The sequence below is a fragment of the Saccharospirillum alexandrii genome (genome assembly GCF_043641555.1).
Taxonomy (GTDB): domain Bacteria; phylum Pseudomonadota; class Gammaproteobacteria; order Pseudomonadales; family Natronospirillaceae; genus Saccharospirillum; species Saccharospirillum alexandrii_A.
Genome location: NZ_JBHZRJ010000001.1, coordinates 722,978 through 741,654, shown reverse-complemented (window position 1 = coordinate 741,654; position 18,677 = coordinate 722,978). Strand labels below are relative to the sequence as shown.

The 18,677-nt window shown below is 57.3% G+C and carries 15 protein-coding genes; 8 read left to right on the top strand and 7 right to left on the bottom strand.

Translation table 11 applies throughout. From position 1 onward, the window contains the following. Window positions 1-2 precede the first annotated feature (2 nt). The 4 genes from ACHUE7_RS03200 to ACHUE7_RS03185 form a co-directional block, all read right to left on the bottom strand. The gene (locus ACHUE7_RS03200) at window positions 3-716 is read right to left on the bottom strand and encodes an ABC transporter permease (protein WP_394168698.1); all 714 of its coding nucleotides are present in this window, start codon (window positions 714-716) and stop codon (window positions 3-5) included. A gap of 2 nt (window positions 717-718) precedes the next feature. Beyond that, window positions 719-1,429 carry an ABC transporter permease gene (locus ACHUE7_RS03195; RefSeq protein ID WP_394168697.1) on the bottom strand — a complete coding sequence of 237 codons (711 nt, stop codon included), beginning with the start codon at window positions 1,427-1,429 and terminating at the stop codon, window positions 719-721. Between the two features lie 181 nt (window positions 1,430-1,610). Continuing rightward, window positions 1,611-2,369: a transporter substrate-binding domain-containing protein gene (locus ACHUE7_RS03190; RefSeq protein ID WP_394168696.1), complete on the bottom strand. Its 759-nt coding sequence runs from the start codon at window positions 2,367-2,369 to the stop codon at window positions 1,611-1,613. 256 nt (window positions 2,370-2,625) lie between these two features. Then, window positions 2,626-3,399: an ABC transporter ATP-binding protein gene (locus tag ACHUE7_RS03185; protein WP_394168695.1), complete on the bottom strand. Its 774-nt coding sequence runs from the start codon at window positions 3,397-3,399 to the stop codon at window positions 2,626-2,628. A gap of 1,093 nt (window positions 3,400-4,492) precedes the next feature. Between ACHUE7_RS03185 and ACHUE7_RS03180 the strand changes: the two genes are divergently transcribed. From ACHUE7_RS03180 to ACHUE7_RS03160, 5 genes are all read left to right on the top strand, one after another. Continuing rightward, window positions 4,493-6,088: an ABC transporter substrate-binding protein gene (locus ACHUE7_RS03180; RefSeq protein WP_394168694.1), complete on the top strand. Its 1,596-nt coding sequence runs from the start codon at window positions 4,493-4,495 to the stop codon at window positions 6,086-6,088. Window positions 6,089-6,333: 245 nt separating this feature from the next. Further along, entirely contained in the window at window positions 6,334-7,344 is a 1,011-nt protein-coding gene (locus ACHUE7_RS03175; RefSeq protein ID WP_394168693.1) for an ABC transporter permease subunit, read from the top strand. A 17-nt stretch (window positions 7,345-7,361) separates the two neighbouring features. Next, window positions 7,362-8,255, top strand: a complete 894-nt coding sequence (gene dppC / locus ACHUE7_RS03170) for a dipeptide ABC transporter permease DppC (protein ID WP_394169150.1) — start codon at window positions 7,362-7,364, stop codon at window positions 8,253-8,255. Window positions 8,256-8,264: 9 nt separating this feature from the next. After that, window positions 8,265-9,260 carry a dipeptide ABC transporter ATP-binding protein gene (dppD, locus tag ACHUE7_RS03165; RefSeq protein WP_394168692.1) on the top strand — a complete coding sequence of 332 codons (996 nt, stop codon included), beginning with the start codon at window positions 8,265-8,267 and terminating at the stop codon, window positions 9,258-9,260. Then, complete coding sequence (locus tag ACHUE7_RS03160; RefSeq protein ID WP_463557992.1) at window positions 9,257-10,294, top strand: peptide ABC transporter ATP-binding protein; 1,038 nt, start codon at window positions 9,257-9,259, stop codon at window positions 10,292-10,294. Before dppD ends, ACHUE7_RS03160 begins: the two co-directional genes overlap by 4 nt. A gap of 38 nt (window positions 10,295-10,332) precedes the next feature. Here the strand turns inward: ACHUE7_RS03160 and ACHUE7_RS03155 are convergent, their stop codons facing one another. After that, window positions 10,333-10,791, bottom strand: coding sequence for a hypothetical protein (locus ACHUE7_RS03155; RefSeq protein WP_394168691.1), 459 nt, complete (start codon window positions 10,789-10,791; stop codon window positions 10,333-10,335). Next, window positions 10,770-13,139 (bottom strand): penicillin-binding protein 1B, encoded by a 2,370-nt coding sequence (mrcB, locus tag ACHUE7_RS03150; protein ID WP_394168690.1) that lies wholly within the window; start codon window positions 13,137-13,139, stop codon window positions 10,770-10,772. Before mrcB ends, ACHUE7_RS03155 begins: the two co-directional genes overlap by 22 nt. 417 nt (window positions 13,140-13,556) lie before the next feature. Between mrcB and ACHUE7_RS03145 the strand changes: the two genes are divergently transcribed. Together ACHUE7_RS03145 and ACHUE7_RS03140 are read left to right on the top strand one after the other, a co-directional pair. Continuing rightward, window positions 13,557-14,558 (top strand): adenosine kinase, encoded by a 1,002-nt coding sequence (locus ACHUE7_RS03145; protein WP_394168689.1) that lies wholly within the window; start codon window positions 13,557-13,559, stop codon window positions 14,556-14,558. A 166-nt stretch (window positions 14,559-14,724) separates the two neighbouring features. Then, window positions 14,725-15,270: a DUF4124 domain-containing protein gene (locus ACHUE7_RS03140; RefSeq protein ID WP_394168688.1), complete on the top strand. Its 546-nt coding sequence runs from the start codon at window positions 14,725-14,727 to the stop codon at window positions 15,268-15,270. Window positions 15,271-15,332: 62 nt separating this feature from the next. On the opposite strand, the gene ACHUE7_RS03135 is transcribed toward ACHUE7_RS03140, so the two are convergent. Beyond that, window positions 15,333-17,657, bottom strand: a complete 2,325-nt coding sequence (locus ACHUE7_RS03135; protein ID WP_394168687.1) for a DNA polymerase II — start codon at window positions 17,655-17,657, stop codon at window positions 15,333-15,335. Between the two features lie 43 nt (window positions 17,658-17,700). On the opposite strand from ACHUE7_RS03135, the gene ACHUE7_RS03130 reads away from it, so the two are divergent. Continuing rightward, window positions 17,701-18,483, top strand: a complete 783-nt coding sequence (locus ACHUE7_RS03130; RefSeq protein ID WP_394168686.1) for a cyclic nucleotide-binding domain-containing protein — start codon at window positions 17,701-17,703, stop codon at window positions 18,481-18,483. Window positions 18,484-18,677 lie beyond the last annotated feature (194 nt).

Genomic DNA, 18,677 nt, shown 5'->3' with positions numbered 1-18,677 from the left:
CGTCAGCGCGGGCGCAAATGCCCCAGCAGACGTTTTTCCAGCTGCTTGAATACACCCAGAATACCGAAGGTCAGTATCAGGTAGATGCAGGCGACAAAGATAAAGGCTGGAAATGGCGCATAGTATTGCGCGTAAATATTACGGGCAGCGCCCAGCAAATCAATGATGGTCACGACCGATGCAATGGCACTGGCGTGCAACATGAAAATCACTTCGTTGCTGTACGCCGGAATGGCTCGGCGGAAGGCACTGGGCAGCACAATGCGGCGCATTCTTCTGGCCCAGCTCATGCCATAGGCCTTGGCGGCTTCAATTTCACCCCGCGGTGTTGCCTCGATGGCGCCGCGGAAAATTTCAGTGGTGTAAGCCGCCGTGTTCAGAACAAAGGCAATCAGCGCCGGGTAGAAGGCACCCCGGAAGATTTCCCACCAGAAGGTATCCTGAATACCGTCAATCAGCGTGACCCCGTAGTAGATCATGTACAGCTGTACCAGTAAGGGTGTACCCCGAAATACGTAGGTATAGACCCAAACCGGACGGCTGATCCAGGGGTTGTCGGACGCCCGCATAATGGCCAGCGGCAACGCGATGACCAGACCAATGATGAGCGACAGGAATACCAGCTGGACCGTTGTCACCAACCCGCCCCAATACTGCATCAGAGTGGCGGGAGTAAAAATATCGTTCTGTTCGAGCAAGGCAATCAATGCATCCATGATCAGCTGCCTCCCTTAACAACGCCAGCGCTGTATTTGTTGTTGAGCAATTTGAAAATGATGTCGGAGAGAGCGGCGATGGCCAGGTAAACAATGGCAACGGGTATGAGGAATTTGAAGGGTGATCCGGTCGATTTTGCGGCTTCACTGGCCAGCCTCACCATGTCTGCCAGACCGATCACACTCACCAGCGCAGTCGTTTTCAACAGAACCTGCCAGTTGTTGGCAATGCCGGGAATTGCGTGACGCATCATCTGTGGAAACATGATGCGTGAAAATACTTTCCAGCCGCTCATGCCGTAGGCTTTGCCGGCTTCAATCTGGCCATGTTCAACTGCCATAAAGGCACCGCGAAACGTCTCGGACATATAGGCACCAAAAATAAAACCAATGGTCAGTACGCCCGCAGTAAATTCATTGAACTGGGGGTATGGCAGGTTGAACCCCAAATCATAATTCAAGTAGTCCAGAATGCTGTTCAGGGCGATCTGTCCACCAAAGAACAGCAGCATCATCCAGACGAGGTCGGGTACGCCACGAATCAGCGTGGTATAAAAGGTTGCGACTCCTTTCGCCAGCCGGTTGTGGGACATTTTGCCCCAGGCACCCATTAAACCGAGAAACACGGCCAGAACCAGCGAGAAGACAGCCAGCTCCAACGTAATGATGGCGCCACCAAATATGGAAGGGCCATAGCCTTCGAAATCAAACACAGGCGTTACTCTTCGTTGGTTGTTGTTTTACTGAGTTGCTTGGTCTGCCTACGCAACAGCATCATTCAATCCTGTTAACGGACTGACACCCTGTGAAGCAGGCCGAGCAACACATGAAGGGCCGGCTGACACCGGCCCTTCGCACAAACACAAAATGAAAACGTCTTGTCAGACGAGTTCGTTACAGTTTGATGTCGATGTCAAAATACTTCTGCATGATGGTGTCGTAGGTACCATCGTTCTTCAGTTGCTCAAGTGCCGCACTGACTTGCTCTTCCAGAGCGGTATCGCGCTTACGGAATGCAGCGCCGACGCCTTCACCAAAGATGCGTGTCGGCTCCTTGATGAAATCGCCAACCTGGGATACTTCATCGTTGCCTTCCAGCATTTCGATGCCAACCGGGGCATCGATGAACATGGCGTCCAGACGGCCGCCTTGCAGGTCAACAATCATGTCGTCAGCGGTGGTGTAACGAACCACTTCAGCATCGGTCAGGAATTCAGTGACGTAGGTGTCCTGAATGGTGGCCCGCTGAACACCAACGCGCTTGCCGTCGCTGCTGTCGGGGTTAAAGCCGTTGCCATCCGGTGCAAAAAACGCAGAGGGAGTTGTGTAGTAAGGGTCTGAAAACAGAACGCGCTTCTGGCGCTCTTCGTTGATCGACATGGATGAGAAAATCATGTCGTATTTGCGAGCCAGCAGACCCGGGATAATACCGTCCCATGCCTGAACAACCCACTCACAGTCGTTGCCGGATACGATCTGGCACACTTCATTGCCCAGTTCAATTTCGAAACCGGTCAGTTCACCATCGGGGGCACGGTATTCAAACGGCGGGTAAGGTGCATCCACGCCCACACGAATGGTGTCCCAGCTTTCGGCCGATACGGCAGAGGTCATTGCGAGCATACCCGCAACAGCAATTAACGTTTTTTTCATTATGGTTGACTCCAGTGTTGTCATTCGATCAGGTGGTTCCTGATTCCTAGTATGAGATGGCTTGCGCCGCCTCTCTTTCATCATCCCATCGTCCATGATATTGGGCACAACCGAACAGGTTGCGTTGGTATCCGGCGCGATCGGATACCGGACACATCCTGTGTCCATACCAGCTAACGCTGATCATACTGGTTAACCGCCCCAACATGCGGTGCGGCCAATGCACTCCAGTCGCCGCTAAAGGCGGCGCCCGGAATCAGTAATTCGGTGCAATAAATTGCTTGAAGCGTTCCGATTTCGGGTTGGTGAACACCTCTTTAGGGTCGCCATACTCTTCGATCTTGCCCTGGTGCAGATACATCACCTTGTTCGAGACATCCTGGGCAAACGCCATTTCGTGGGTAACAACCACCATGGTGCGCCCTTCTTCTGCCAGAGCCCGCATTACCTTGAGCACTTCACCCACCAGCTCGGGGTCGAGGGCCGAGGTCGGTTCATCAAAGAGCATCACCTCCGGGTTCATTGCCAGCGCCCGGGCAATGGCGGCCCGTTGCTGCTGGCCACCCGACATGTGGGCCGGGTAGTAGTTGCGACGATCGTACAGGCCAACCCGGTTCAAATGCTCTTCGGCCCGCTCGATGGCTTCTTTCTTACTGATGCCAAGCACATGGACCGGAGCTTCTATGATGTTTTCCATCACCGTCATGTGGGCCCAGAGGTTGAACCCCTGGAACACCATGGACAGCTGGGCACGCATCTTTTCAACCTGTCGTATGTCGGCAGGTTCACGCTCACCGCGACGGTTGGTCTTGAACGCCACTTTCTCACCATGCACCTGAATGTCACCTGAAGTAGGGATCTCAAGCATGTTGATGCAGCGCAAAAAGGTACTTTTACCCGACCCGGAAGACCCAATGACGGAAATAACATCGCCTTTGTGCGCTTCCAGTGAAATGCCCTTGAGGACTTCCAGCTCACCAAAACACTTGTGTATGTCGGTGGCTATCAGCGGGGCTACTTGCTGACCCATTGTGGTCTCCTGATCCGTTCCTGCCTGCGGTACCTGCCGAATGTCTGTGCTTTGGTGGCACTGGACATCTGAGGCCGGCAGAACTGATTACTTTTTATGCGTTTTTGTTGCTGGCATTTTGAATAAGCCCGGGGGCCAATGCAAAACATAATCGCACCCGGGGTTGTGGTTGTGCGACATGCGCTTGACTTCGGAGGATTCACCGGCCTGTTTCGCGACAGCCAGACCAGCGTGAGCAAGGCTACTCGTTAAACCATTCGCTCAGCGCGTGCCGGGAGGCAGCATAGAAACCGCGCTGGCTGGTCCAGGCATCGGCCATGGCAACACCCGAAAAAAGATGGCAGGACGGGGCCGATGCTTGATGCAATGTTTGATTCCGCAATGGATTCGCCTCTTGAACGCTGTGCGCCCTATTCAAAACACCACTAACAGAGCGCTGTTACTGCAAAGTCACCAAAGCGTCGTTACCGACTGAGGGGTGACCATGGTCCCAATCACTGCAACGTTTCGCAATGTCGGTTCCGTATCCGGGGGGCCAGTACCCTGTAAACCCGCTCTAATTAGCATGAATCTTCGCCACTTTGGCCAAAAATTCAATGCTGCCAGTTTACCCCTGCCTCGTCCCGTCTCAGACAAAGCAAAGTGCGGACCACATCCCGGACCTTTTAACCTTAGTCGAAAATTGGCCGCTAAAACACTCCAGAGCCCCTTAACTTTTACAGCTTTGAGACATAAATGCGGCAATCTGACGTGACGGTACCCGGAAAAACTTAGCATTTCCTGACTGGTTGCCCTATTTTAAACCCTGCTTTATGCTCAAGCACCACAGTTGACCATAAGTACGGTTATATCGACCACTGGGGTCGGTTCTGATTTGACGTGTAAGGTACACGCCAAAGCCTGACCCGCGCGGGTTGCGGGAACCCGTACGGTGGCTGCAACACCAACTGTCAGCCTGTGCCTCGGCGTGGTCTCATTCTTGCTGAAGCGATGGTTCCCCGGCGCTCTTCCTCACAGAGCGACGGGTCAAAGGCCGCTGATGAACATAGTCATGATCAACAGCGGCTTACATAATAAAAGGAGAGAAATAACAATGAAGAAAAGTCTGTCACTCTTTGCCGGCGCCGCACTTGCCACGGCAATGGCGTCTACCGCTGCTGCGGACACCTTTGTGTATTGCTCGGAAGCGAGCCCTGAAGGCTTTAACCCGGCTTTCTACACGTCTGGCACCACCTTTGACGCGTCTTCGCGCACCATGTTCAACCGCCTGGTGGAATTTGAGCGTGGCGGCACGGCAGTCGTACCGGGTCTGGCTGAGACCTGGGAAATTTCAGACGATGGCCTGACCTACACCTTTAACCTGCGTGAAAACGTCAAGTTCCACGCGCGTTCAGATTTCCGTCCGAGCCGTGACTTCAACGCAGAAGACGTGCTGTTCAGTTTCGAGCGCCAGATGGATGAAGGTCATCCATTCCACGGCATCAGCAACCAGGATTACGCCTACTTTGGTTACATGGGCATGGCCGATGCAATCGAGTCGATCACCGCACCCGATGACAGCACCATTGTCTTTCAGCTGAGCGCCCCTAATGCCACCTTCCTGGCTAATCTGGCCATGGACTTCGCCTCCATTCACTCGGCCGAATACGCCGATGCGATGATGGATGCGGGCACCCCGAACCAGGTCGACATTACGCCGATCGGTACCGGCCCATTCATTCTGGCTCAGTATCGTAAAGACTCTGTGATTCGCTATGTGCGTCACAATGCCTACTGGGAAGGTGCGGCTGATATCGAGCGCCTGGTGTTCTCCATTACTCCTGATGCCAGCGTTCGTTATGCCAAGCTGCGTGCCGGCGAATGTCACCACATGGTGTACCCGAACCCGTCTGATGTTCAGGCTATGCAAGATGACCCGAACATCAATGTACTGTCCCAGCCTGGCCTGAACGTCGGCTATCTGGCCTTTAACACCCAGAAAGCCCCGTTCGACAATGACCTCGTTCGTCAGGCTTTGAACATCGCAACCAACAAAGAAGCGATTCTGGATGCGGTCTATCAGGGTGCTGGCCAGGTTGCCAAAAACCCGATCCCACCAACCATGTGGTCGTACAACGAAAACGTCGTCGATTATGACTACGATCCGGAATACGCCCGTCAGTTGCTGGCCGAAGCTGGCTTCCCGGACGGTTTCGAAACCGACATCTGGGCAATGCCTGTACAGCGTCCCTACAACCCGAACGCTCGCCGTATGGCCGAGCTGATTCAGGCAGACTGGGCAGCTGTCGGTGTTGACGCTGAAATCGTATCCTTCGAGTGGGGCGAGTACCTGCAGCGCACCCAGGATGGCGAACATGAAACCATGATGCTTGGCTGGACCGGCGACAACGGTGATCCGGATAACTTCCTGAACACCCTGCTGGGCTGTCAGGCGGCTGAAACCGGTGGTAACCGTGCGTTCTGGTGTGACGAAGAGTTCAACTCTCTGGTTGACCAGGCTCTGCGTACACCCGTCACAGAAGAGCGGACCGCTCTGTACGAAGAAGCTCAGGTCGTATTCAAGGCTGCAGCGCCCTGGATCACCATTGCTCACTCGGTGGTCTTCGAGCCAGTTCGTCCTGAAGTTCAGGGCTACGTCATGAGCCCGTTCGGTTCGCACTCGTTCTACGGGGTTAGCCTCGCAGACTGAGTCAACACCTGACAGTTAAGACGTCTCTATCAGGGCGGCAGACCATCTGCCGCCCTTTCTTGTTTAATAACCGCTGCCGTCACCGCTGGGTGATGCAGGCACCGGCACCTACCCGGTACCGGCTCAAGCACTGCTCCGGGCCGTGATCCCCGGTTCATTGTATAAAGCAGAAACCAGCTCGCCTGACCCTCTGGTTTCATTCCCGAAATGGCCAAGCACCCATTTCAGGTTGGAGAATAGACTCAATGCTACAATTTTTATTACGCCGTCTGGGCATGGTGATACCCACCTTCATCGGGGTATCGCTTTTCACCTTTGCGCTTATTTATCTGATCCCCGGTGATCCGATCACCATCATGGGGGGCGAACGCGGATTCGGGCCTGAACAACGGGCGGAACTTGAGGCCATGTTGGGCCTGGACAAGCCGATCTGGCAACAGTATTTCATCTATCTGGGCAATGTACTTCAGGGTGACCTGGGCACCTCCTATGTGACTCGCCAGCCGGTTATGTCAGAGTTTATGTCACTGTTTCCGGCGACCATTGAACTGACGGTATGCGCCGCCATTTTTGCAGTCATCACCGGCCTTACCCTGGGTATCCTCGCAGCTATCAAGCGTGGCGGGCTGCTCGACCACACCGTTATGACCATCTCGCTCACTGGCTATTCAATGCCGATTTTCTGGTGGGCCCTGCTGTTGATCCTATTGTTTTCCGTCAACCTCGGCTGGACACCGGTTTCTGGCAGGCTGGACGTTATGTTCTGGGTCGACGAAGTAACCGGGTTCATGCTGATCGATACGTTGCTATCGGACGAAGACGGTGCCTTTATCTCGGCGTTGAGCCATCTAGTGCTGCCATCCATTGTACTCGGCACCATCCCTATGGCGGTTATCGCTCGCATGACTCGTTCCTCCATGCTCGAGGTACTGGGTGAAGACTATATTCGGACCGCTCGGGCCAAAGGCTTGTCGAAGCGGCGCATCATCGTCAAGCACGCTTTGCGCAATGCCCTGATTCCAGTCATCACTGTGATGGGCCTGCAAGTCGGCTTACTGCTCAGCGGTGCGATTCTGACCGAAACGATTTTCGCCTGGCCGGGCATCGGCAAATGGCTGGTCGAATCAATCGGTCGGCGGGACTACCCCGTGGTTCAGGGCGGCCTGCTGCTGATTGCCACCATCATCATTCTGGTCAACCTGCTGGTCGACCTCATGTACGGCGTGGTTAACCCGCGCGTACGTCACAGCAAGTAAGGAGCCAGCACATGACAATGACTTCCGAAACCCAGACGACGGTGCGCGTGCCACAAACACCGTTTGCCGAATTCTGGTCGTACTTTATACAGAACCGGGGCGCCTTGATTGGCCTCTGTTTTATCGTCTTTATCGTTTTTCTGGCGGTTTTTGCCGATTTTGTCGCACCGCATCATCCGCATGAACAGTTCCGGGACTTCATTCTGGTGCCCCCGGCCTGGGCCGAGGGCGGCAACGCCCAGTTCTGGCTGGGTACCGACGGTGTAGGCCGGGACATTCTGTCGCGGCTGATTCACGGCGCGCGCCTCTCGCTGCTGATCGGTCTGGTGATTGTGACGGTCTCGCTCGTACTGGGTATTTGCCTGGGGCTGATTGCCGGTTATTTTGGCGGCTTTGTCGATGTCGCCATCATGCGCTTTGCCGACATCCTGCTGTCGATGCCTGCCCTGCTGCTGGCCATTGCCATTGTCGCGATTCTCGGCCCCAGCATCGTCAACTCCGGGCTGGCGCTGTCACTGGTGTACCTGCCGCACTATGTGCGGCTGACCCGTGCCTCGGTACTGACAGAAATCAACAAGGACTATGTGATCTCTTCCCGCGTGGCGGGCGCAGGTGCTTTACGCCTGATGTTTATTGTTATTTTGCCGAACTGCCTGGCCCCGCTGATCGTTCAGGCGACGCTCGGCTTCTCTAACGCCATTCTCGACATGGCGGCACTGGGCTTCCTCGGTCTCGGCGCCCAGCCACCGCTGCCGGAATGGGGGTCAATGCTGGCCACGGCTCGTGAATTCATTCAGAGCGCCTGGTGGGTTGTGACCTTCCCCGGGCTGATCATTCTGATGACCGTTCTGGCGTTTAACCTGATGGGTGATGGCCTGCGCGATGCCCTCGACCCGAAACTGAAACAATAGGAGACCGACATGACAGAGACTGATAAAAGCCTCCTGGTTGTACATAACTTGTCGGTGGCCTTTGGTACCAAAGACAATCCGTTCAAAGCCGTCGATCGTGTCAGCTTTCACGTTGAGGAAGGCGAGGTGCTGGGCATTGTCGGGGAATCCGGCTCGGGCAAAAGCGTCTCATCCCTGGCACTGATGGGGCTGATTGATTTCCCCGGCCGGGTAACCGCCGACGAGTTGCGTTTCAAAACCACCGACTTGCAAACCTTAAATGAAAAGGCCCGGCGCAAGATCACCGGTGACGAAATCTCGATGATCTTTCAGGACCCAATGACCTCCCTGAACCCCAGCTACACCGTGGGCAATCAGATCATGGAGGCCATTGAAGTTCATCAGGGTGGCAGTAAAAAAGAGCGCCAGGCCAAGGCCATTGACTTGCTGCGCCAGGTTGGTATTCCAGCACCGGAAAGCCGCATCAACAACTACCCGCATCAACTCTCTGGCGGCATGAGCCAACGGGTCATGATCGCCATGGCGATCGCATGCGATCCGAAATTGCTGATCGCGGATGAACCCACTACCGCACTGGACGTCACCATCCAGGCGCAAATCATCGAACTGTTGCTCAAGCTGCAGCGCGAGAAACAGATGGGCCTGATGCTGATCACCCACGATTTGGCATTAGTCGCCGAAGCCGCTGACCGGGTGGTGGTGATGTATGCCGGACAAATCGTTGAAACCGGACCGGCCAGCGACATTTTCAAGGCACCCAAACACCCATACACCCAGGCACTGATGAACTCCCTGCCTGAGTCGTCTGAAGGTAAAGACCGGTTGAATGCGCTGCCCGGTGTTGTACCCGGCGCCAACGACCGGCCACAGGGTTGCCTGCTGAACCCGCGCTGTCCTTATGTGACCGATCGTTGCCGGGCCGAAGAACCTGAGCAATATGGCCCGCGAGGTCGTCAGGTGAAATGTTTTTACCCGCTGGATGAAGCCGGGAGGCCCACGGTATGAGTGAACAGCCAATGACCCAACAATCTTCCGAAACACCAGCGGCTAAACCACCGATCATGAGCGGTATCGGCCTCAAGCAACACTACCCGGTCAAACAGGGGTTCATGAAACCACCGGGCCTGGTCAAAGCTCTGGATGGTGTTAATTTCACCGTTGAAGCAGGCAAAACACTGGCCGTCGTCGGGGAGTCCGGCTGTGGCAAATCAACCCTGGCGCGTTTGCTGACCATGATTGAGCTGCCCACCGAAGGCGAGCTGAACTTCGAAGGCAAAAACCTGCTGACTCTGGACCGGGAAACCCGCAAGGAATTGCGCCAGCGCATTCAGATTATTTTCCAGAACCCTTACGGGTCGCTGAACCCGCGCAAGAAAGTCGGGTCCATTCTGGAAGAGCCATTGGTGATTAACGGCAAGCTGACCAAGGCAGAGCGCAAAGAGCGCGCCCTGAATTTGTTGCAGAAAGTGGGACTGAAGCCTGAACACTACGATCGCTACCCGCACATGTTCTCGGGTGGGCAACGCCAGCGTATCGCCATCGCTCGGGGGTTGATGATGAATCCCAAGGTCGTGGTGGCTGATGAGCCGGTGTCGGCCCTGGACGTGTCGGTACAGGCGCAGGTGCTGAACCTGATGATGGACCTGCAGCAAGAGCTTGATCTGGCTTACGTGTTCATCTCTCACGATTTGTCGGTGGTCGAGCACATTGCCGATAAAGTCATGGTGATGTATCTGGGTAAAGTGGTGGAGTACGGTGCGACCGAAGACATCTTCACACACCCCCAACACCCCTACACCCGGGCACTGCTGTCATCAACACCGCGCATCGACCCTGAACACCGGATCGACAAAATCCGGCTGACCGGTGAATTGCCTTCTCCGCTGAACCCGCCCAGTGGCTGTGCCTTTCACGGCCGGTGCGAGTTTGCCAATGAACGCTGCAAGGTTGAGACACCGGTGTTGAAAGACAAGAGCGGCGAATCTTCCGTCGCCTGCTTCGGGATCGACGAAAACCGCCTGCCTTACATTAACCGCTGAACCACCGCGCCGCAGCCTTTCGGCTGCGGCCTGTTCAGTCACTCGGGCTGAACAAACCGCTGTAAACCTGCCGCAAGTTCGCTGCCCGCTTCCGCATAGGTCAGGCCTTTGCGCGCAATCTGCGTGGCGCCGGCAGTATCTCCCTGGCGGGATTTGAGTTCAGCCATCTGCAAATACAGGTCTGCTGCCTGGGGTTCGATGCGCAATGCCCGCAATAGCAGGGCTTCGGCCTGATCCCATTGGCCAACAGCCGCCCGTTCATGCGCTGAACGCTGCAGTGAATCCACCAGGCTGCTGCGAGTGGCGATGGGGGTTTCGATAGGCTGACCGACCCGTTCTTCCTTTCGTTCCCAGGTACTCAGCCGGGGATCATCGGGCTGCTCTACCGGTACCGAAACGCACCCTGAAAACCAGAACACAGTGAGCAACACCCAAACCAAACGCCCATAAAAGGAACAAACCCGGCCCCGGTATTTTAATTGAACAGCCGTTGCCACCAGCCACCTCCTTCGTCTTCGCTGGACGGGTCGGGGCTGCCAGAGCAACCACGCCGTTCGGGGGGTTCTGAACCGGCTAAAAAGGGCAATACCCGCTGGTTATCACAGCGTTCGCTGACCTGAGCCCCCTGCGCATTCACCGGCACCCGAACCACGGTAGCCGGCTGCCCGCGCCGCTCCTGATTGGGTTTCAACCCGGCCATAATGTCAGCCCAAATAGGCAAGGCCCCGCTCGAACCCGTCAGTGGCGTTGGCTCGTTGCCATCGCGACCAACCCACACTACCGCCTGGCGATCGCTGCTGTAGCCGGCAAACCAGGCATCCCGGTTGTCGTCGGTGGTGCCGGTTTTGCCGGCCAGCCACCAGCTTTGTGGCAATCGCCACTGCAAGCTGCGCGCCGTGCCTTCCAGGGTGACCCGGTGCAGGGCCTCCTGGATCAAGTACATCTGTTCGGGCGCAAATCGTTGTTCTACCTGAAGGTCAAAACGCTGTAGCACGCCGTTATTCGGGTGCACCACAGCGCGAATGGCGTTTAGCGGACTGTAGAAGCCATTACCCGCAATGGTCTGGTACATCTGGGCGACATGAAAAGGTGACAAATCCACGGCCCCCAGCATCACCGATGGGACGGCGGGCAAGCGTTCACTTACCCCCAGCCGGTCGATAACATCGAACACCTCGGCAAGGCCCACTTCCATGCCCAGCCGCGCCGTCGCCTGGTTATAGCTGTTGGAAAAGGCGTCCACCAGCAGCGGTGAACCGTGGCTGTCCATATCGAAATTTCGGGGCTCCCACAGATCACCATCGGCCGACGCCACCTGCACCGGTGCATCGCTGACCGGTGTGGCCAGGGTGTAGCCCGCTTCCAGCGCAGCCAGATAAACTGCCGGTTTCATCAGCGAGCCTACCTGACGGCGTGCATCCAGCGCCCGGTTAAAACCAGCCAATTCGGGTTTGCGGCCACCGGTAATCGCCAGCACATCCCCGGTGGAAGGCCGGGTTACGATGGCCGCCCCCTCCAGGGTGTCATTATTCAGGTTGTAGCTGGTTTCCAGCGCAGCCAGGCCGTTGGGCAACACGGTCTCCAGGTGGTTTTGCGCCAGTGGATCGAGGGTGGTGAAGATGGTCAGCCCTTCGGCCAGTAAGTCCTGTCGCCGGTAGCCCTGGTCGAGCTGCCTGCGCACCAGATCCATAAAGGCCGGGTAACTGGCATCGCCGGGTACGTCGCTGATGTCCAGACCAGACGCCAGGGCGCGATCGTATTCAGCCTGAGTAATCACCCCGGCTTCACGCCAGACCGACAACACCACATTGCGGCGGGCCATGGCCTGGTCCGGGTTGCGCCGTGGGTTGTAGTAGGATGGCCCCTTGATCAGCCCCACCAGCAGGGCTTGCTGATGAATGTTGAGCGAGCGCAGCGGGCTGCCGAAGAAAAACTGAGCGCCCAACCCAAAGCCGTTGATAGACCGCCGCCCCTGCTGACCGATGTAGATCTCGTTAATGTAGGCTTCGAGTATCTGTTCCTTGCTGTAATGCCACTCCATCAACAAGGCCATCAGCGCCTCATTACCCTTGCGCCACAGTGTCTGGTCGGCGGTCAAATACATGTTCTTGACCAGTTGCTGGGTTAATGTACTGCCACCCTGGGCAATGGAGGCCGAGGTGACATTGGCCCAGAGCGCGCGGGCGATGCCGACCGGTGAGATGCCCCAATGCTGATAGAAACGCCGGTCTTCCACCGCAATGAGGCCATCAATCAGGGATTGCGGCACTTCATCGAGCGGTAACAGCAAGCGGTCTTCCCCGCTGCCGGGGTAAATCTGACCAATAAACAGCGGGTCGAGACGGGCGACCAAAACCGGTTGCCCGGCAGTGGTTACCATATTAGCCAGACTGCCCTGACTGAAATCCAGTTCAAGGCGCCGGGCGGGCTCCGGGTTGTCCCAGAAATCGAAGCTGCGAGTGTGTACCGAGAGGGTTTGCCCGCGACGCAAATACCGGCCAGACTGACCAAGATCGCCCGTTTGCCGGTACCCCAGCGCCTGCAACAGGGACTCGACCTGATCGGCACTGACCGGCGCTCCGGCATAAAGCTCCTGGGCTTCGCTGTACACCCGGGCCGGCACGGTAAAGCGTTGCCCTTCAAAGCGTTCACGCACCACGGCGTTCAGATAGAACATCCAGGCGATCAGCACGGCTGCGCCAATGATGCTTAACTGCAATAAACGCCAGCGCCACAGAGCGCCCCGGCTCTGTTTGCGAGCCTTGCTGCTTCGGCTGGAACGGGGTTTGGGTGCTGCGCTGCGGCGAGTGCTGCCGGAGCGGGATCGAGTTGGTTTCTTTGCCATGGCGCGGGAGTATAAAGGGCGAAACAGTCGCTGTCTTTGGCCTTGTTGGCAGATTTACCGTCTGCCCAAGTGTACTTACGATTCAAGCCTCGGAGTTCGGGTCAACTCTAGCTTTTGGCCCGCGGCAGATGCCGGGTATGCCCCTGTGGGGTCGGCGTTAATCCATCCATGGAGCCTAGGCCGCAACATCCTTGTTGCGGACTACCCCACAGGGGCATACCCGGCACCCGCCGCTAGTCTCTGAGGTAAACGCCGCATCGTCTGCTACATCACACTCGTAAAAACAATTTGGAGGATTTGACTGAATGATCAGGATCGGTACACTGCCCCGCCCCACCCGGTCGCCGACGTTGACTGACAGACGCTGGCCGTTCGTTATTTCTCCGGTACCCACCGGACTAACAGGCAGTTATGCGAATGAGTCATCTTGATATTTACGCCGTCGGCCAGGCGCTGGTAGACGAAGAATACAGCGTCGACGAGGCCTTTCTGGCCACCCTGGGTGTGGCCAAGGCGCACCGGACCCTGATTGATTTTGAACGCAGCCGCACACTGCGCACCGCCGCCTCGCGCGAAGGCACCTTGCTCAAACGCATGAACGGCGGCAGTGGCGCCAACAGCCTGACCGCCAGCGCGCAACTGGGGGCAAAGTGCCACTTCTCCTGTCGACTGGGCGATGACGCCGACGGTGACTTCTATATTCAGCAGTTGACGGATTCCGGCGTAACCACCGACCCGCACGACCGCGTCAAAGACGGCCATACCGGCGTCTGCCTGATCATGGTGACACCGGACGCCGAACGAACCATGAACACCTACATCGGCATTACCGACGACATTGGCATCGACAACGTCAATTTCGACGCCCTGGCTGCGGCCGACTGGCTGTTTCTGGAAGGGCACCTGTCCATCTCCAACCTGGGCCACCAGGCAGCCCTCGCCTGTCGCAACCGGGCACGCAAGCTGGGCAAGAAGATCGCTGTAAACTTCTGCGACCCGGCCGTGGTGCGCCTGTGCCGTGAGGAAATGACCGAACTGCTCAGCGACCGCTGTGACCTGCTGTTTTGCAACGAAGAAGAAGCGCGCATCTGGAGCCATAAGCCGGATCTGGAAGACGCGCTGTCGAGTCTGGATGACCTGGCCGATACATGGGTGATGACTCGCGGCGACCAGGGTGCCATTGCCTTCGACGGCCACACCCGCTTTGAGATCCCGGCGCACAAGGTTAAGGCGATCAATACCACCGGAGCAGGCGATACCTTCGCTGGTGCCTTTATGTATGGGCTGTCGCAGGGTCACAGCTACCAGACCGCCGGTGCACTGGCGAGCCTGGCCTCGGCGGTCAAGGTTCAGCACTCCGGTGCCCGCCTAGACCAAGCCCAATTGCTGGACTGCCGCAAGCGCATTCTGGGCCACTGACCCGGGGCGTCAGCCAACGGATGGCCCCTTGCCAGCAACCCATTGGGAGAAGTGTCGAGCGGGTCACAGCAAAACATTCACTTTCTGGGCGCCAGAGGGTTAAACTAATCGAAACGGTTTGGCATGCTCTACACTGCTGCCGATGCTCACAGTTTAAGGAATCCTCATGAAACAAGGCTTGCTGTTAACAGCTTCCCGCCTGACGCGCTCAGCACTGGTTGTGGCGCTGGTCGGCTTTCTTGCAGCCCAGGCTGGCCCGGCGCTGGCCGAAGGCAAGATTTACACCTGGACCGACGAAGAAGGCACGGTGCATTACGGCGACCGCCCACCGCGCAATGCCCAGGCCGAGGAAGTCAGCATTCGTGGCCAGCGTCAGGAGGCCATCGAAGTCAATGCCGCTCAGCTTAACGGCACCTGGTTTGGCCGTGGCGCAGACGGCGGTGAAACCCGCATCCGCATTCAGGAAAACGGCGCGATACGCTTCACCCAGACACGCCCGGACCAGTCCATCTACAACTACCAGGGCATCTGGCGCCTGGAAGACCGTACCCTGAGCGTCATTACCGAGTTCATTGAAGAAGGGGGTGCCGGCACCGGCATGCAACGTTCGGTAGAGCCCGTGCAGCTGACCTACACCTTCACCGCCTTCAGCCCGGAAAGTTTTACGTTGCGCAGCCAGGGCCAGGACATCAATGTGAGCCTGGTGAACTGATTCAACGTCGTCATCAGAATTCTAACAAGGCTCCTGTTCGGGAGCCTTGTTTTTGGGTTGATTTAAAACAACGTCATCTGCTCATCCACCAGCGTCGCGAAGTCCATCCCCAGAAAATGCAGAATGCCATCGGCAATGGGCGCCAGCTGCTTGTCGAGGTAGTGGTCGTAATCGAGCGGTGACTCAATAAACGGCTCGGGTTCCACGCCATTGAGCGTCATGCGATAGCGGATTTCACGTCCGCTCCACTGCGGTTGTCGTTCCTTGCGTTTCAATGCGGCCTGAACGTGCGGTGGCTTCTGTTTTTCGTAGGAAGCCAGCGACCGCCGCAGCCGGCGCCGGTAGGTCAAATCTTCATCGCGCTGGCCCGCAAGCAAGGCGGCCACTTCGGCTTTTACAAAGCGAGTAACATCTTCCTTCATAAACACCCGCCGGTAGAGCTCGCGCTGAAAAGTCTTAGCCAGGGGCGTCCAGTCTGAGCGCACGACCTCGAGACCTTTGAACACCAGCTCGGGCTCGCCGTCGCGCATGATCATGCCGGCATAGCGCTTTTTCGAGCCAGTTTCCTGTCCGCGAATGGTGGGCATTAAAAACCGGTGGTAATGGGTTTCGTACTCCATCTCCAGGTGAGATTCCAGGTCGAACTCGTCGCGCAGGCGGGACTGCCACCAGCTGTTCAATTGGTTGGCCAGCTTATTGCCCAGCACCTCCGGGTCCGCATGGCGGTCGACCCAGACGAACACTGAGTCTGTGTCGCCGTAAATAACCTGATGCCCCTGCTGTTCGATGTAATCGCGACTGTCGTTCAGAATCTGATGCCCGCGCAAGGTAATCGAACTGGCCAGGCGCGGATCAAAGAACCGGCACAGGTTGCTGCCGAGCACGCCGTAGAAGGAGTTCATCAGAATCTTGATGGCCTGAGACAGCGGTGCATTGCGGGCCTGTTTGGCCTCATCCCGCGCCAGCCAGAGCTGATCGATAATACCGGGCAATAAGTGCCCGGTGCGGTGAAAGCGCGCACCGAGAAACCCGGGTACCGACTCGGCCTCCGGCCCTTCCAGGCCCAGGTGCAAACCGAGCGGGTCGATCAGAAAAGTGCGGATGATGCTGGGGTACAGGCTTTTGAAGTCGAGCACCAGCACGTTGTCGTAGAGACCGGGCTTGCTGTCCATAACAAACCCGCCGGGGCTGTGCTCGGTCAGTTGCTGATCGCCTACCGAGGGAGCTACGCGCCCGGCTCTGTGCAAGCGAGGCAGGTAAACATAGCTGAAGGAAGCCGCCGAGGCGCCTATTCGATCCAGTGTCAGACCGGTCAGGTGCGCCCGTTCGATCAGAAAGCCCCAGAGATCGGCAGTTTTGAAGATGTCGAGCACCAGTTGGGCGTCTTCACGGTTGTAGGTATAGAGCGCCACCGGGTCGTCGCGATAGAGCCGTTCGATTTCGCCGACCCGGTCGTCGCTGTCGGCAATGGCCTTGCCACGCCCAAGCAGCGCGCGCGAAACCGCCTCGAGCGAGTAGCTTTCAAGTGACCAGGCTGCAGAGCGCAGCGTGCCGGGGCCATCGACGACCTGGCGGCCCTCCAGCTCAATGCGCTGACGCCCCGACTCCCGCCCTTGCCAGCGCGCCGGTTGCCGGTTGCGGCCAATGGCCAGTGGCAAACCCAACTGATCGCAATGTTGCTGTAACACCCACAGATCAAAATCAACCACGGCCCATCCCACCAGCACATCGGGGTCGGTCTGATGCACAAAGTCGAAAAAGGCCTCTAGCGCGGCGCGCGGTGTCTCAACCCAGTGAAAATCGTCGGCCGTTTGGGCGGGCTTTTCCTGCCCCCGGTCAACGACCCAGACCGCGCTCGCGGTTTCGGTGACCGCCGCGATGCTGTAAAGGTCTGGCACCTTGCCCGGCACAAACCAGGCGGTTTCGATATCGAGCGACAGTACGCTAAGGGTCGGTCTGGCCCGGGCCGGCCGCGGCCGCTGGCCATCCAGTTGCACTCCGGCGGTGATCAGCCGCTCCATCAGAAAACGGTCGGCGGGCACAATGTCATCTTCCCAGACCCGCAGTTGCTGATCGCGCCCGCGCCGAACCCACTTGCGCTGGGCGCTGAACTGAAGGGAATAGACGGGTACAACCGGTTCGCCACTGAGCAGTTTCAGCTCGGCATCGCCTACTTCAGGCACCGACCCGACGGCCGACCAGACCCGACCCCAGGCCGCTCGTTCAGCCACCGGGATAAAACAGACAGAACGCTGGTTGGCTACCTGCCAGCACTGCACCTGATCCCCCGTCTTCAGCCAGTAACGCAGCTGTATGCCCTGATCGTTTTCCGACCAGTGTCGGCTGAGCACAAAGGCCGATGGTAATGACTGGCTGTTCTGAGGCATGGCAATTGCTATACTGATGGCAGTGACTTTGAAGGAATTGTATATGCTTTTACTGGGTGAGCGGTCGCCTGTTGCCGATCAATTGCAGGAACGCCTGAGAATTCTGGCCGACAAGCTGTTCGAAGACCGGCCCGAAGGCCAGTTATTGTCGCTCGACTCAGTCACCGACCTGTACGCCAGTCATACCCGCGAAACGCTGTTCATTCTGCGCAGTGGCACCCTTCAGGGGCATCAGGAGGAACGTCACTGCCTCTATTACGAACCCGGTGATGTGGTCGGCCTTTCCGATTGTTACCAGCTACCCTCATTTCGCATCAGCAGCGATGGCCCCGTGGAACTTGAAGCCTACGCGGCTGACGTTCTGCTGCAACATTGCCTGGAGAACCGCCAGCGCCAGTCGATCTGGACCAGCTACCTGATCTCTCTGTCGGCCCTGTTCATGCACGCCTTCGGCCGCTACCTGAGCGAAGCCGACCAGCAACCGCTAACGGGCTTTCTGAACTTTGCCTCCGGCGAAACCATCATCGCCGAGGGCGACCCGGCACATGAGGTGTTCACCATTCTGACCGGCCGGGCTGAAGTGACCGTGGCCGGGGCCCCGGTAGGCGAGGTACTGAAAGACGAGATTTTCGGCGCCATGGCTGTGTTCACCGGCGAACCGCGCTCAGCTACGGTAATCGCCGCCGAACCCTGCACAGTATTAGCTGTACCCAAAGACCAGTTCATCTCGCTGATCAAATCCCACCCGGATACCGTGCTGACACTGATCGAAAACATGGCGCGCAGCATTCAGTCGCTGAACACCCAACTGACCGAAGCAGGGTGACCTTTGTAGTCAATTTCCTACACGGGGTGTCACCGATGACGCCTTTTACCGACACCCGGGCCACTGCATAATGCACTCATTGCTCAGGACGAGCTGGGGTGCATTGGACGCACCCGGTGCAGGACGCCAAGACCACATACTGGTTTTATGAACCTGATTCGCACGACCCAAAGGACTCCTCAGTGGGCAGCTGA

Excerpts from the sequence above, each read along its gene's own strand:
- ACHUE7_RS03200 (WP_394168698.1), bottom strand. The coding sequence starts at position 716 with ATGGATGCATTGATTGCCTTGCTCGAACAGAACGATATTTTTACTCCC.
- ACHUE7_RS03190 (WP_394168696.1), bottom strand. The coding sequence starts at position 2,369 with ATGAAAAAAACGTTAATTGCTGTTGCGGGTATGCTCGCAATGACCTCT.
- ACHUE7_RS03185 (WP_394168695.1), bottom strand. The coding sequence starts at position 3,399 with ATGGGTCAGCAAGTAGCCCCGCTGATAGCCACCGACATACACAAGTGT.
- ACHUE7_RS03180 (WP_394168694.1), top strand. The coding sequence starts at position 4,493 with ATGAAGAAAAGTCTGTCACTCTTTGCCGGCGCCGCACTTGCCACGGCA.
- ACHUE7_RS03175 (WP_394168693.1), top strand. The coding sequence starts at position 6,334 with ATGCTACAATTTTTATTACGCCGTCTGGGCATGGTGATACCCACCTTC.
- dppC (WP_394169150.1), top strand. The coding sequence starts at position 7,362 with ATGACTTCCGAAACCCAGACGACGGTGCGCGTGCCACAAACACCGTTT.
- dppD (WP_394168692.1), top strand. The coding sequence starts at position 8,265 with ATGACAGAGACTGATAAAAGCCTCCTGGTTGTACATAACTTGTCGGTG.
- ACHUE7_RS03160 (WP_463557992.1), top strand. The coding sequence starts at position 9,257 with ATGAGTGAACAGCCAATGACCCAACAATCTTCCGAAACACCAGCGGCT.
- mrcB (WP_394168690.1), bottom strand. The coding sequence starts at position 13,139 with ATGGCAAAGAAACCAACTCGATCCCGCTCCGGCAGCACTCGCCGCAGC.
- ACHUE7_RS03145 (WP_394168689.1), top strand. The coding sequence starts at position 13,557 with ATGAGTCATCTTGATATTTACGCCGTCGGCCAGGCGCTGGTAGACGAA.
- ACHUE7_RS03140 (WP_394168688.1), top strand. The coding sequence starts at position 14,725 with ATGAAACAAGGCTTGCTGTTAACAGCTTCCCGCCTGACGCGCTCAGCA.
- ACHUE7_RS03135 (WP_394168687.1), bottom strand. The coding sequence starts at position 17,657 with ATGCCTCAGAACAGCCAGTCATTACCATCGGCCTTTGTGCTCAGCCGA.
- ACHUE7_RS03130 (WP_394168686.1), top strand. The coding sequence starts at position 17,701 with ATGCTTTTACTGGGTGAGCGGTCGCCTGTTGCCGATCAATTGCAGGAA.